Annotated in this window: 14 protein-coding genes; 1 reads left to right on the plus strand and 13 read right to left on the minus strand. The window is 54.0% G+C overall.

Features of this window, described 5'->3' with window-relative positions; genetic code table 11:
* The first annotated feature begins 203 nt into the window (after window positions 1-203).
* Window positions 204-2,747: a DNA mismatch repair protein MutS gene (gene mutS, locus NR302_RS14850; RefSeq protein WP_258143810.1), complete on the plus strand. Its 2,544-nt coding sequence runs from the start codon at window positions 204-206 to the stop codon at window positions 2,745-2,747.
* Between the two features lie 107 nt (window positions 2,748-2,854).
* On the opposite strand, the gene NR302_RS14855 is transcribed toward mutS, so the two are convergent.
* From NR302_RS14855 to cysN, 13 genes are all read right to left on the minus strand, one after another.
* The gene (locus NR302_RS14855; RefSeq protein ID WP_154155455.1) at window positions 2,855-3,601 is read right to left on the minus strand and encodes a GolD/DthD family dehydrogenase; all 747 of its coding nucleotides are present in this window, start codon (window positions 3,599-3,601) and stop codon (window positions 2,855-2,857) included.
* Window positions 3,602-3,627: 26 nt separating this feature from the next.
* Window positions 3,628-4,935, minus strand: coding sequence for an MFS transporter (locus NR302_RS14860; protein WP_258143811.1), 1,308 nt, complete (start codon window positions 4,933-4,935; stop codon window positions 3,628-3,630).
* A 375-nt stretch (window positions 4,936-5,310) separates the two neighbouring features.
* Window positions 5,311-6,309, minus strand: a complete 999-nt coding sequence (gene rpoS, locus NR302_RS14865; protein ID WP_007893257.1) for an RNA polymerase sigma factor RpoS — start codon at window positions 6,307-6,309, stop codon at window positions 5,311-5,313.
* A 48-nt stretch (window positions 6,310-6,357) separates the two neighbouring features.
* On the minus strand, window positions 6,358-7,479 hold the full coding sequence (gene nlpD, locus NR302_RS14870; protein WP_374990629.1) for a murein hydrolase activator NlpD: 1,122 nt from the start codon (window positions 7,477-7,479) through the stop codon (window positions 6,358-6,360).
* Between the two features lie 166 nt (window positions 7,480-7,645).
* A complete protein-coding gene (locus tag NR302_RS14875) occupies window positions 7,646-8,272 on the minus strand; it encodes a protein-L-isoaspartate(D-aspartate) O-methyltransferase (RefSeq protein ID WP_008104533.1) in 627 nt (208 codons plus the stop codon).
* Window positions 8,266-9,027: a 5'/3'-nucleotidase SurE gene (surE, locus tag NR302_RS14880; protein WP_154155446.1), complete on the minus strand. Its 762-nt coding sequence runs from the start codon at window positions 9,025-9,027 to the stop codon at window positions 8,266-8,268. The genes NR302_RS14875 and surE overlap by 7 nt, the downstream gene beginning before the upstream one ends.
* Entirely contained in the window at window positions 9,008-10,051 is a 1,044-nt protein-coding gene (gene truD / locus NR302_RS14885) for a tRNA pseudouridine(13) synthase TruD (protein ID WP_154181820.1), read from the minus strand. The genes surE and truD overlap by 20 nt, the downstream gene beginning before the upstream one ends.
* A complete protein-coding gene (gene ispF, locus NR302_RS14890) occupies window positions 10,048-10,530 on the minus strand; it encodes a 2-C-methyl-D-erythritol 2,4-cyclodiphosphate synthase (protein ID WP_061719965.1) in 483 nt (160 codons plus the stop codon). Before ispF ends, truD begins: the two co-directional genes overlap by 4 nt.
* On the minus strand, window positions 10,530-11,246 hold the full coding sequence (gene ispD / locus NR302_RS14895) for a 2-C-methyl-D-erythritol 4-phosphate cytidylyltransferase (protein ID WP_154155442.1): 717 nt from the start codon (window positions 11,244-11,246) through the stop codon (window positions 10,530-10,532). The genes ispF and ispD overlap by 1 nt, the downstream gene beginning before the upstream one ends.
* A gap of 3 nt (window positions 11,247-11,249) precedes the next feature.
* Window positions 11,250-11,567: a cell division protein FtsB gene (ftsB, locus tag NR302_RS14900; protein ID WP_007893240.1), complete on the minus strand. Its 318-nt coding sequence runs from the start codon at window positions 11,565-11,567 to the stop codon at window positions 11,250-11,252.
* 171 nt (window positions 11,568-11,738) lie between these two features.
* Entirely contained in the window at window positions 11,739-12,059 is a 321-nt protein-coding gene (locus NR302_RS14905) for a DUF3561 family protein (RefSeq protein ID WP_258143812.1), read from the minus strand.
* A gap of 55 nt (window positions 12,060-12,114) precedes the next feature.
* The gene (gene cysC / locus NR302_RS14910; protein ID WP_008104549.1) at window positions 12,115-12,720 is read right to left on the minus strand and encodes an adenylyl-sulfate kinase; all 606 of its coding nucleotides are present in this window, start codon (window positions 12,718-12,720) and stop codon (window positions 12,115-12,117) included.
* Complete coding sequence (gene cysN, locus NR302_RS14915; RefSeq protein ID WP_258143814.1) at window positions 12,720-14,147, minus strand: sulfate adenylyltransferase subunit CysN; 1,428 nt, start codon at window positions 14,145-14,147, stop codon at window positions 12,720-12,722. Before cysN ends, cysC begins: the two co-directional genes overlap by 1 nt.
* Window positions 14,148-14,151 lie beyond the last annotated feature (4 nt).

Raw genomic sequence — 14,151 nt, forward strand, 5'->3', positions numbered from 1 at the left:
TGCTTTTTACCGTTTGCAGCAATTTGTTATGGTCGGCAGCCATAAAGCCCTGCTGGCGGATGAAGGTCCGGTGGCAAAAATGGTAATATCCCGCTTTCGTTATCCGTCCACACGATAACGACACTTCCGGGCTGCATTGACCCAGCCTCAGGTAATTAAAAGAATGAACGTTGAGTGAGAATGAGATGAAAGGAGCAGAGCAAATGGACTTTAGTGGCCATACGCCGATGATGCAGCAATACCTGCGCCTGAAGGCCGATCATCCTGACATCCTGCTGTTTTATCGCATGGGCGATTTTTACGAGCTGTTTTACGATGACGCGAAACGCGCCTCGCAACTGCTGGAGATCTCCCTAACCAAACGCGGTGCCTCTGCCGGTGAACCGATTCCGATGGCGGGCGTCCCTTACCATGCGGTTGAAGGCTATCTGGCGAAACTGGTGCAACTCGGCGAATCGGTGGCGATCTGTGAGCAGATTGGCGATCCTGCCCTGAGCAAAGGCCCGGTTGAGCGAAAAGTGGTGCGTATCGTTACACCCGGCACCATCAGCGATGAAGCCCTGCTGCAAGAGCGCCAGGATAACTTGCTCGCCGCCATCTTCCAGAGCCAGCGCGGTTTTGGTTATGCAACGCTGGACATCAGTTCTGGCCGCTTCCGCCTGAGTGAACCCGGCGATCTGGAGACGATGGCAGCAGAACTGCAGCGCACCAATCCGGCTGAACTGCTCTATCCCGAAGATTTCCAGGCCATGACGTTGATCGATCAACGCCGTGGCCTGCGTCGCCGTCCGCTGTGGGAATATGAAATCGATACGGCACGCCAGCAGCTGAACCTGCAATTTGGCACCCGCGACTTAAGTGGTTTTGGCGTTGAGCAGGCGCATCTGGCACTGCGTGCAGCGGGATGCCTGCTGCAATATGTCAAAGACACGCAACGTACCTCGCTGCCGCATATTCGCTCGCTGAGCATGGAGCGCCAGCAGGATAGCGTGATCATGGATGCTGCAACGCGCCGCAACCTGGAAATTACGCAGAATCTGGCTGGCGGCATTGAAAACACGCTGGCGGCGATACTGGATAAAACCGTTACGCCTATGGGCAGCCGTATGCTGAAACGCTGGCTTCACATGCCGCTGCGTGATGTTACGACCATCGCGCGTCGTCAGGAGTCTATTGCCGAACTGCAATCGCTCAGTCAGGAGCTGCAGCCGGTACTGCGTCAGGTGGGCGATCTTGAGCGTATTCTGGCGCGACTGGCACTGCGCACCGCGCGCCCACGCGATTTGGCACGTATGCGCCATGCCTTCCAGCAGTTGCCAGAGTTGAACCAGCAACTGGAAGGCGTTGAGGCAACGCAATTAATCAATCTGCGATCGCAAATGGGCGAATTCAACGAACTGCGTGAGTTGCTGGAACACGCGATCATTGAATCGCCGCCGGTGCTGGTACGTGACGGTGGTGTGATCGCTCCGGGATACAACGCTGAACTCGACGAATGGCGTGCGCTGGCTGATGGCGCCACCGATTATCTTGATCGTCTGGAAATCCGTGAACGCGAGAAACTCGGGCTGGATACGCTGAAAGTCGGTTTTAACGCGATTCACGGCTACTACATTCAGGTCAGTCGTGGTCAAAGTCATCTGGTGCCGATTCACTATGTTCGCCGCCAGACGCTAAAGAATGCTGAACGCTATATCATTCCTGAACTGAAAGAGTATGAAGACAAGGTTCTGACGTCGAAAGGCAAAGCGCTGGCGCTGGAGAAAGGTCTTTACGATGAGCTGTTTGACCGCCTGCTACCGCATCTTGAAGCCCTGCAAATCAGTGCGGCAGCACTCTCTGAACTGGACGTGTTAGCGAACCTGGCCGAACGCGCCTGGACGCTGAACTATTGCCGTCCTGTGCTGCAAGAAAAATCGGGCATCCGTATTACTGCGGGCCGCCATCCGGTGGTCGAACAGGTATTGAAAGAGCCGTTTATCGCTAACCCGCTTTCACTTTCACCGCAGCGGCGCATGCTGATTATCACTGGCCCCAATATGGGCGGTAAAAGTACCTATATGCGTCAGACAGCGTTGATTGCACTGATGGCGTGGATTGGCAGCTATGTACCAGCGGAAGAGACCGTCATTGGCCCAATTGATCGCATCTTCACGCGCGTCGGTGCCGCTGATGATCTGGCTTCCGGACGCTCAACCTTTATGGTGGAGATGACGGAAACCGCCAACATCCTGCATAACGCCACCGAAAACAGTCTGGTACTGATGGATGAAATCGGGCGCGGCACCTCAACTTATGATGGTTTGTCGCTGGCATGGGCCTGCGCTGAAAGTCTGGCGAATCGCATTAAAGCCATGACGCTGTTCGCCACCCACTATTTCGAGCTGACCACGCTGCCGGAAAAAATGGAAGGCGTGGTGAATGTGCATTTGGATGCGGTCGAACACGGAGACACCATCGCCTTTATGCACAGCGTGCAGGATGGCGCTGCAAGCAAGAGCTATGGTCTCGCGGTGGCGGCACTGGCGGGCGTGCCGAAGGACGTGATTAAGCGCGCGCGTAATAAACTGAAGGAACTTGAAGCGTTATCTGGCAGCTCTGCCGCATCCACGGTGGAAGGTTCGCAAATGCAGTTGCTGGTGGCGGAAACCTCACCGGCGGTTGATGCTCTCGAGGCTCTGGACCCAGATAGCTTAACGCCTAAACAAGCGCTGGAGTGGATCTATCGCTTGAAAACGCTGGTGTAGTTAATCGCCCGCCCAGACTTCAAATTCTGGGCGGGCGATTTTTCTATATTACAATTCCCCGGTGTTGAGCAATATCAGCAGGCTAAACACAATAAAATCGCCCGGCTTTAAATCACGCTATATCCCCCATCGATCACTAAATTCTCGCCATTGACCATGGCCGTTTCATTGCTGCTGAGATACAGCACCGTGCTCGCGACTTCGTCTGGCGTGGCAAAACGTCGCGAAGGGATTTTCGATTTCATCTGCTCGGCTCGCTCCCCATGCCAGTAACGCTTACCTAATTCCGTCTCAACTACCGTAGGTGAAATAGCATTGGCGGTAATGCCAAACGGCCCCAATTCTGCTGCCAACACGCGCGTAAAAGAAACCATGCCTGATTTGCTGGTGCAGTATGCCGCGTGCTCATTGAGCGCAATGACGCTGGCCTGTGAGGAGATATTAATCAAACGGCCAAAACCTTGTTCCTTCATATAGCGGGCACAATGCTGAGCAAGGAAGAATGGTGCGGTCATGTTAATCAACATCGTGGTATTCCAACTGGCGAGTTGCACTTCGCCGACGGCTTCCAGCATGCCAATACCGGCGTTATTGACCAGAATATCGATACGGCCAAAATCCTGATGGATTTGCTCTACCAGCTCGCCAAGCGCCTCGACGTTAGCCAGATCGAAAACGTAACCTCGCGCAGGATTGTCCATCTTGTTGGCAACCGATTTGACCTCTTCTGCGCGATCAACCATCGCGACTTGCGCGCCCGCAGCACTTAAACAGCGAACAATAGCGTAGCCAATTCCCGATGCGGCGCCGGTGACAATGGCGACTTTATTTTGCAGTGAAAATAGTGTTGTCATGTTGCTATCCTTTTCATTGAGGGTATTTATTCGGATTCGGTAGCGGTTGTCTTTAATGCCGCGTTACGCTCTAACTTTGGTTGGGGATTACGAATAAAGAATGTCATCACGCCGCCGGCAAAATAGAGCAGAGAGAAAGTAATAATCACGTGCTCTATTTCAAATGACAGACCGAACATCAGTGCGGCAACCGCCGGGCCAATAAGATTACCGAAACCACCGCCCAGATTTTGTACCGAGACAGCCGCGCCTTTATGTTGCGGCGCCAGCATCGGAAATATTGCTCCCATCGGCACAAAGGAAGTGAGTGTTAAAGCTAATAACAGCGCGCAGACGATGGCCAACGCCAGATTGCCAGGGAAAAGCGAGGGTAAATAATAGAAAGCAGCAGTGGTAATCGTGCATCCAAAGAAACCAAACCAGCGCATTTGAAAAATCCAGCCAATGCGATCGCCAATAATGCCCCAAAGTACATTGGTTATCGGTTGCACAAGGAAGAATACGCCCCAGATAGTCGCCCACTCTTTAGTAGAGAAACCTAACTCACGGGTAAAATATATCGGCATAAAAACCGGCAAGCCAAATAATGCCACATTACATAGGATGCGCGTTATCAACGCAAAGAACATACTGCGGTCTTCAAAGATCAAGGTTATTCCACGCGATACTTCACGTAATTTTTCTTTGCGACTGACGCCTTCACTATTTAGATTCTCTTCACTCTGATTCTTAACCGAGAGGAATATAATCACGCCGCCCACCGCAGCAAACAACAGTGATAGCCAAAGCGTATTAATGAAGCCAATCTCCGGAACCAGAAGGCCGGAAAGGAAGGAAGCCGTGATGCCATAACCAATGGTAAACATCGACCATATCCAGCCGGTAGCAGAGGCAAGTCGATGCTCAGGCGTGCGCTGCACCACTAATACATAGAAGCCATAAAAGAACAGCGGATAAGCGAAGCCACGCAGCGTATAACTGACCAGCATCCAGATAAAGTTATTTTCACTCACGCCAAAGTAAACAAATACGGCATGTAGCACCATCCACCAAATAGCGCCGGTGAGCATGATTTTCTTAGGACCATAAATTTCACTGACCGCACCAGACAGCCAACTTGAGACCGCAGCAGTTAATGCATAAACGGTGAAAACTAATGAAACCTGTTTTTCTCCATAGCCGAGATCGTAGAGATATCGTGAAAGATGAGCCAGTTCAATGCCATCGCCGGTCATAAAGATGGCCATCGCAATATATCCCCATAGCAGAGATATTGGCATACCGAACACAACTCTGGAGTATGGTGAATTTGTACTACTGTTTTGCACACTCATTTTTCTTCTCACTCCCTTTTAATTATTCATTACCTGAATATCCTGGTGATACAGCGAGCAAGAAAATGGCATAGCATCGAGCTAAAAACTTTTATGGGAGTGACACAGTTAAAGGAATAATGGCAATATCGCAAAGAAAGTCGTGCGCAGCATTACAATTTATTAAATGTGAGCAAGATAAAAAGCGCATTTATTAGATGTTTAATTAACATCTACTGCGTTTAGTTTACGTTTATCTTTATATTACGTAGGAAAGGGATTACGTGATGGCGTTAAAATTTTTCATAATGAGATAACAGAATCAGTGTGTTTATTTTTATCCAATAAAAAAGCGGTGGTTTTCACCACCGCTTCTTGTGTTACCCACGTATTCTGTTATTCGCGAAACAGTGCTTCGATGTTCAAACCTTGCGTCTGCAGAATCTCACGCAGACGACGCAGTCCTTCCACCTGGATCTGACGTACGCGTTCACGGGTTAACCCGATTTCACGACCTACATCTTCCAGCGTTGCCGCTTCATAGCCTAACAGGCCGAAACGACGTGCCAGCACTTCACGCTGCTTGGCATTCAGTTCAAACAACCACTTAACGATGCTCTGTTTCATATCATCGTCTTGCGTGGTGTCTTCCGGACCGTTGTCTTTCTCATCGGCCAGGATATCCAGCAGCGCTTTTTCGGAATCGCCACCCAAAGGTGTGTCGACCGAGGTAATGCGCTCATTGAGACGCAGCATACGGCTCACGTCATCAACAGGCTTGTCTAGCTGCTCGGCAATCTCTTCGGCACTTGGCTCATGATCGAGCTTGTGCGAAAGTTCACGCGCGGTGCGCAGGTAAACATTCAACTCTTTAACGATGTGGATGGGCAGACGGATGGTACGGGTTTGATTCATGATCGCCCGTTCAATTGTCTGACGAATCCACCACGTGGCGTAAGTTGAGAAACGGAACCCACGTTCTGGGTCAAACTTCTCTACGGCGCGAATCAAGCCGAGATTACCCTCTTCAATCAGATCCAGCAGCGCCAGACCACGATTGCTATAACGACGGGCAATCTTTACTACCAAGCGTAAGTTACTTTCAATCATGCGGCGACGAGAAGGAATGTCACCCCGCAGTGCACGGCGCGCAAAGAAGACTTCTTCTTCTGCCGTCAGCAGCGGTGAATAACCAATCTCGCCGAGGTAAAGCTGCGTCGCATCCAAAACGCGTTGCGTCGCACCCTGTGACAACAGCTCTTCTTCCGCTACGTCGTTGTTATCACCAGGTTCGTTCTCAACGAGAGCCTTCTCATCAAAAACCTCAGCTCCGTTGTTTTCCTCGAATTCCGCATCTTCATGTAAATCGTTAACTTTCAGCGTATTCTGGTTCATTAGCGGCTCCTACCCGTGATCCAAGGGCAGAACCAAGGTTCTGCCGGATTATCGCTGCGGTAAATAACGCAACGGGTTTACGGATTTCCCCTTGTAACGAATTTCAAAGTGCAATCGTACTGAACTGGTACCGGTGCTACCCATGGTAGCGATTTTTTGCCCCGCCTTAACTTCCTGTTGTTCCCGGACCAGCATAGAGTCGTTGTGGGCGTAGGCGCTCAGGTAGTCATCATTGTGTTTGATGATGATTAAATTACCGTACCCACGGAGCGCGTTGCCTGCGTACACCACTCTTCCCGAAGCTGTGGCGACAACAGGTTGTCCACGCGAACCGGCGATATCGATCCCTTTGTTTCCGCCTTCCGCAGCGGAGAAGTTATCGATGATCTTCCCATCAGTCGGCCAACGCCAGCTTCCCACTGGAGTTGTGCTGTTAGTCGTGCTGCTGACTGTAGGTGGTGCGACAACCGGAGCTGTGGTCGTTGCCACATTATTTGCTCCTTTCGACGGCAGCAATTTGCTACCCGACGAATTACCCGAATCATCAGAATACGTAATAACAGGTTGCTGTGCAACAGGGGTGGATTTAATTTGCGTCTGGCTCGGGGTAACTGGCACGCCGCCCTGAGTTGCATCAGCTACCGTGATAGCGTTGCCACCGGTGATGGTTTGGCCGTTGCCGTTGCCCACCTGCAGCGTTTGCCCGGCGTTCAAGCCATACGGGGCTGCGATGTTGTTGCGCTGTGCCAAATCGCGGAAATCGTTGCCGGTAATCCAGGCAATATAGAACAAGGTATCGCCACGTTTGACGGTATAGGTTTCGCCGCCGTAGCTACCTTTAGGAATATTCCCATAATTGCGATTGTACACAATGCGACCATTTTCTGTGGCCACATTATTATTGTCACTTACCATTCCACCCGTTGGTTGCGCCGATGGTGTGCCGCCGCTTAACATTCCGCCATGCGGCATCGCTGGAACAGTGCTGTTTTGCGAAGAGATCATGCCGCCACTTGGGGCTGAAGCCATACCGCTATCACCGCTGTTACCACCAATCTGGCTAATAGGTGCCTGTGTATTATCGCCAGAACTACAGCCCGCCAGCCAAAAACCTACCAAAGAAAGTGCCGCCAAACGGCGTAATTGAAATGCTGTGCTTCCCATGCTCACTGATCCCCCGTGATGGCAACCCTGAATATAAATGTGTAACGGCGTTAACCGCATTATCCACTGCGCGTAACGTTAAAAACGGTTTTTAGCATTGATAAACAAGGATAGTAACAATATCAACTGTGCCGTGCCATGTAACAGTTGTGAAGAATTGCGTAAGGGTGGCCTAGGCCAGATCGCCCTGAACCAACGGCACAAAGCGTACGGGCTCGATGATTTCTTCAATTAATTCATCGCCCTGACGACGCAAACGCTTCAACACCTGCTGATCCTCGCCAACCGGCAGCACCATTTTGCCGCCGTCACCTAATTGCGCTATCAGCAAAGTCGGAATTTCAGGTGGTGCGGCGGTCACGATAATGGCATCAAACGGGCCACGCGTCGCCCAGCCCTGCCAGCCATCGCCATGTCGGGTAGAAATATTATGCAGATCGAGTTGCTTGAGGCGGCGCTTCGCCTGCCACTGCAAGCCTTTGATGCGTTCAACGGAATAAACATGATTAACCAGATGCGCCAGAATAGCGGTCTGATAGCCAGAACCGGTGCCGATTTCCAGCACGCGCGATTCCGGCGTCAGCTCTAACAAGGCGGTCATGCGCGCCACCATGTAAGGCTGAGAGATGGTCTGGCCGTTGCCAATTGGCAGCGCAACGTTTTCCCAGGCTTTATGTTCAAACGCCTCATCGATAAAACGCTCGCGCGGCACATCAGCAATGGCTTTCAGCAGGTGTTCATCATGAATGCCCTGCGCGCGCAGTTGCTCCAAAAGCGTTTCGATGCGGCGATTCACCATGCGAGTTTTACCTCTGCCTGGATCAGCCAGTCACTTAATACCTCTTGTGCTGCATGCGCGGTCAAGTCCACATGCAGCGCGGTCAGCGAAACATAGCCCGCATCCACCGCAGCGAAATCGGTATCCGGGCCTGCATCCAGCTTTTGCCCCGGCGGGCCAATCCAGTAGAGCGGCTGGCCGCGCGGATCTTCGGTGCAGATAACCTGATCGGCGGGATGACGGCTGCCGCAGCGGGTAACGCGGAAACCTTTGATCTCCGCTAACGGCAAATCAGGCACATTGATATTGAGAATGCGGCCAGTACGCAGCGGAGCACGCGACAGCGCGCGTAACAGCGTACAGGTGATGGATGCGGCGGTGTCGTAATGCTGATGTCCGTTGAGCGAAACGGCAAGCGCAGGCAAGCCCAGATGGCGCCCTTCCATCGCCGCAGCGACGGTACCGGAGTAAATCACATCATCGCCAAGGTTTGGACCGGCATTGATGCCGGACACCACGATGTCGGGACGCGGCTGCATCAGCTTGTTAACGCCGAGGAACACGCAGTCAGTTGGCGTGCCCATTTGCACCGCGATATCACCGTTTTCGTGCGTAAAAGTACGCAGCGGCGTTTCCAGCGTTAACGAATTTGATGCGCCGCTACGATTGCGATCGGGCGCGACAACCTGCACCTCGGCAAACTCACGTAAAGCACGCGCCAGCGTCTGAATACCCGGCGCATGAATTCCATCATCGTTACTCAGCAATATCCGCATCGTTACCTTCTTGTTGGAGAAGCTCACGCACCACGCTGGTGGCAAAACTGCCGGCGGGCAGCCAGAACTGCATCTCCAGCGTCACATCATCCCACCATTCCCAGCGCAGATCCTTTGGCACCACCAGCATTGCACGGCGTGAGGGATCAACGCGCTCGCGCTCAAGCAGTGTAATCAATTCTTCTGCGCCTGCCAGGCTCTGCTGCTCAAAAAGCAGCGCATCGCCTTGCGGACCCGGATCGCCGCGACCCGGCAGCGGCGCAGTGATGCGCAGCTGATGATTATCAACGCGCTGCTGTACGTCAGGCAACTCTTCCGCCTGCGCCACAAACCAGCTTCCGCGACCGGCCAGCTGCACCGCATCGCCTACCTGCACCACATCCAGAGTGCCATCACGCTGCAAACGCGCGCTGGTCACCTGATTAAACAGATGGCTGCGGGTCGCTGACAACAGCAAACCTTTCATATTGCGATCGCGCGGACGAAATGTCTCTTTCGCCCACTGTTTCGCCTGCGTCAGGTTGTTGCCGCCGCGACCAAAGCGCTGCTCACCAAAGTAGTTCGGCACGCCGCGCTGTTGAATCTGCTGCAAACGTGCGTCGACTTCACGGCGATTGGAAATCTGACGCACCACTAAGCGGAACGCATTGCCCGCCAGCGCGCCGGTACGCAGTTTACGCTTGTGGCGAATTACCTGCAGGATCTCAACGCCTTCCAGCTGGAATCCCGCCAGATTCGGCATGCCATTGCCTGGCACGCGGAAACAGAGCGTTTGCTCGGTGACTGCATGACGATCTTTCATGCCGGCATAGCTGAGATCGCGCACCGGCACGCCGAGAAACTTGGCGATGGCTTCGGCGACAAAGCGCGTATTGCAGCCAATTTTACGGATGCGCACCAACAGCTGCTCGCCTTCGCCATCATAGGGATAGCCGAGATCTTCAATCACCACAAAATCTTCGGGATTGGCTTTGATAACGCCGGTGGCTGCGGGCACGCCGTGCAGGTAATGCAGCTCACTCATGCCTGATCGGCCTTTATCAGCAACGCGACCGCTTCACAGGCAATGCCTTCGCCACGACCGGTAAAGCCAAGCTTTTCGGTGGTGGTGGCTTTGACGTTGACGTCGTCCATATGGCATCCGAGATCTTCGGCGATATTGACGCGCATCTGCGGCACATGCGGCAACATTTTCGGTGCCTGCGCAATGATGGTCACATCGACGTTACCGATGCGATAGCCTTTCAGCTGGATTCGACGCCAGGCTTCACGCAGTAAACCACGGCTGTCAGCGCCTTTAAACGCCGGATCGGTATCCGGGAATAATTTGCCGATATCGCCCATCGCCACCGCGCCGAGTAAGGCATCGGTCAACGCATGCAGCGCCACGTCACCATCAGAATGGGCAATAAAACCGTGTTCGAAGGGAATACGCACCCCGCCAATCACTAACGGACCTTCGCCGCCAAAAGCGTGAACGTCAAAACCGTGACCGATACGCATCATGCGCTCTCCTGTAACTGAATCTGGGTAAGATAGAAGGCCGCCAGCGCCAGATCTTCTGGCCGCGTCACCTTAATATTGTCGCTACGTCCGCTCACCAACACCGGGTGATAACCGCAATACTCCAGCGCCGACGCTTCATCGGTAATGGTAGCGCCTTCATGGAGTGCGCGCGTCAGGCAAGCAGTGAGCAGTTGATGCGGGAAAAATTGCGGCGTTAACGCGTGCCATAAATCCTCGCGTTCAACGGTGTGGGCAATGGCGGTTTTGCCGGGTTCGGCGCGCTTCATGGTGTCGCGCACCGGCGCGGCCAGAATCCCGCCAACCTTGCTGTATTCACGTACCGCTAACAGGCGCGCTAAATCGTCCGGATGCAAGCAAGGACGCGCGGCGTCATGCACCAGCACCCATTCGCTGTGTTGAATGGCATTTAAGCCCGCCAGCACTGATTCGGCGCGCGTGTCGCCACCGGTCACTCTGAGAATGCGGGAATCCTGCGCCAGCGGCAGCGAGTCGAACCAGCCATCGTCATTGCTGACCGGCACAATCACCTGTTTTACCGCAGGATGTGCCAGCAGACGTGCGACGCTGTGTTCAAGAAGGGTGAATTGACCAATGGTCAGATACTGTTTTGGGCAGGCAGCCTGCATACGGCTGCCCACACCTGCGGCGGGCACCACGGCAATCACATCCGCAAGGATCGGGCGCTTGTTCATGGCTTATCGTTGTTGATTTTGCGCAGCTTGTTGCGCGTTACGTTTGTTCTGGTCTGGCACCAGACGATAGAAAGTCTCACCGGGCTTAATCATGCCCAGTTCATTACGTGCGCGTTCTTCGATCGCTTCAGAGCCGCCATTGAGATCGTCAATTTCGGCGAATAGCTGATCGTTACGCGCTTTAAGCTTGGCGTTATTCGCCTGTTGTGACGCGACGTCTTCGTTGACGCGCGTATAGTCATGAATACCGTTCTTACCCAGCCACAGGGAATATTGAAGCCATCCCAGCAGCACGAGTAGCAGTAACGTCAGTTTTCCCATCCCCGCCCCCTGAAAAACGGCCCAATCATCCCATAACTTGACGCTGGACTCCACAGCGGCGGCGAAAATGCCGCGCATGGGCGTTTAGCCGGACAAATAATGCCAGAGTAGGAGGCGAGACGGCAGGTAAAGTTTTGTAACCTGCCGATGCGTTTGCACATCAGCTGGGCGTTACCAACCGGAGAGAAATGAGAACAGCAGCCAGAACAGGCATATCACCGCTATCGCCGTGGCGATACCGCTCCAGAATAAGTGAGTGCGGATCATCAGGCTGAGCACGATGCCAATCAGCACCGAAACCGGCAGCAGCGCGAGGAAGAATGGCCAGGTGTAGAGGAAGAAGAACAGCGTGTTGGAGCCGTAGAGCATGAACGGAATCGCCAGCGCGCACCAGTACGAGAGAAAGCCAAACACGCCGCCCGGCAGTGACGAGCGAGGCTCATCCGGGGTGCGTTCATCTTTACGGGCTAGCATGGGCGTTACGTTCTGCATAGAGGTCCTGTTGACGCTAAGCGCGGCAAACCCAGAGGGATTTGCCGCTGTCGGTTCAGGATCTGATGATATCGCGGTGACGCAGCAGGTCTAACAATTGGCCGGCGAGTTTTGTAACCAATTGTTCGCCATCAAGGTGGATTTCCGGGGCGTCTGGCGCCTCGTAAACGCTATCGATGCCGGTGAAATTACGCAGCTCACCGGCGCGGGCTTTTTTGTACAAACCTTTGGGATCGCGCGCTTCGCACACCGCCAACGGCGTATCGACAAACACTTCGATAAACTGCCCTTCCGCGAGCAGATCGCGCACCATGTTACGTTCAGCGCGATGCGGCGAGATAAAGGCGGTCAACACCACTAAACCGGCATCGACCATCAGCTTCGCCACTTCGCCGACGCGGCGAATGTTCTCTTTACGATCGTCATCGCTGAAGCCGAGGTCACGGCACAGGCCGTGACGCACGTTGTCGCCATCCAGCAGATAGGTATTCACCCCCGCCCGATGCAGCGCCTGCTCCAGCGCGCCGGCCACGGTAGATTTCCCCGAGCCGGACAGCCCGGTGAACCACAGCACCACGCCTTGATGGCCGTGCTGCTGTTCGCGCTCCTCGCGCGTTACCGGATGATCGTGCCACACCACGTTTTCATCGTGCTGCGCCATTACTTACCACCCAGCAGATCGCGCGCGTTCCAGTGTGGGAAGTGACGACGCACTAGCGCGTTCAGTTCCAGCTCGAAATCGCTGAACTGGCCCGCTTGCGCACGCACATCGGTCAGCGGCTGATTGATCATGCCCGCGCCAACCGTCACGTTGCTTAGGCGATCGATAAAGATCATGCCACCGGTTACCGGATTCTGGCGATAAGCATCCAGCACCATCGGTTCGTCAAAGGTCAGTTCCACCAGGCCAATGCCGTTAAGCGGCAGGCTGTCCACCGTGCGCTTCTCCAGCGAATTGATCTCCACCTGATGGATCACTTTCTCAACGCGTGCGCGGGTTTTCTTACCGGCGATCTTCACTTCATAACTTTGCCCCGGCTGCAGCGGCTGTTCCGCCATCCACACCACGTCAACGTTGGCGGATTGCACAGCCTGCAGTTCGGCTTCCGCATCCACCAGCAGATCGCCACGGCTGATGTCGATCTCATCTTTCAGCACCAGCGTAATCGCTTCACCGGCGCCCGCTTCAGGCAGGTCGCCATCAAAGGTGACGATGCGCGAAACGGTGGATTCCACGCCTGAAGGCAGTACTTTCACGCGCTGGCCGACTTTCACCACGCCCGAAGCCAGCGTACCGGCATAACCACGGAAATCGAGATTCGGACGGTTTACATACTGCACCGGGAAACGCATCGGCTGATGATCCGCCACGCGGTTCAGTTCAACGGTTTCTAATACGTCGAGCAGCGTTGGGCCGCTGTACCACGGCATGGTAACGCTTGGCGTTGCCACGTTATCGCCTTCCAGCGCCGACATCGGCACAAAGCGAATATCGAGGTCTTCCGGCAGTTGCGCAGCGAAATCGAGGTAATCCTGTTTGATCTGCTCGAAGGTTTCTTGCTTGTACTCCACCAGATCCATCTTATTGATGGCGACCACCAGATGCTTGATGCCGAGCAGCGTGGAGATAAAGCTGTGACGACGCGTCTGATCCAGCACGCCTTTACGCGCATCGATCAGCAGGATCGCCAAATCGCAGGTCGATGCACCGGTCGCCATGTTGCGGGTGTACTGCTCGTGTCCCGGCGTGTCGGCAATAATAAATTTGCGCTTTTCGGTAGAGAAGTAGCGATACGCCACATCAATAGTGATGCCCTGCTCGCGCTCGGCCTGCAAGCCATCGACCAGCAACGCCAGATCCAGCTTCTCGCCCTGGGTGCCGTGACGTTTGCTGTCGTTGTGCAGTGAGGAGAGCTGATCTTCATAAATTTGACGCGTGTCGTGCAGCAAGCGACCAATCAAGGTACTTTTGCCGTCGTCGACGCTACCGCAGGTAAGGAAACGCAGCAGGCTTTTATGTTGTTGCGCGGTCAGCCAAGCTTCTACGCCGCCCTGATCGGCAATCTGTTGTGCAATAACGGTATTCATCTGC

The organism is Pantoea sp. SOD02, from assembly GCF_024707505.1.
Lineage (GTDB): Bacteria > Pseudomonadota > Gammaproteobacteria > Enterobacterales > Enterobacteriaceae > Pantoea > Pantoea symbiotica.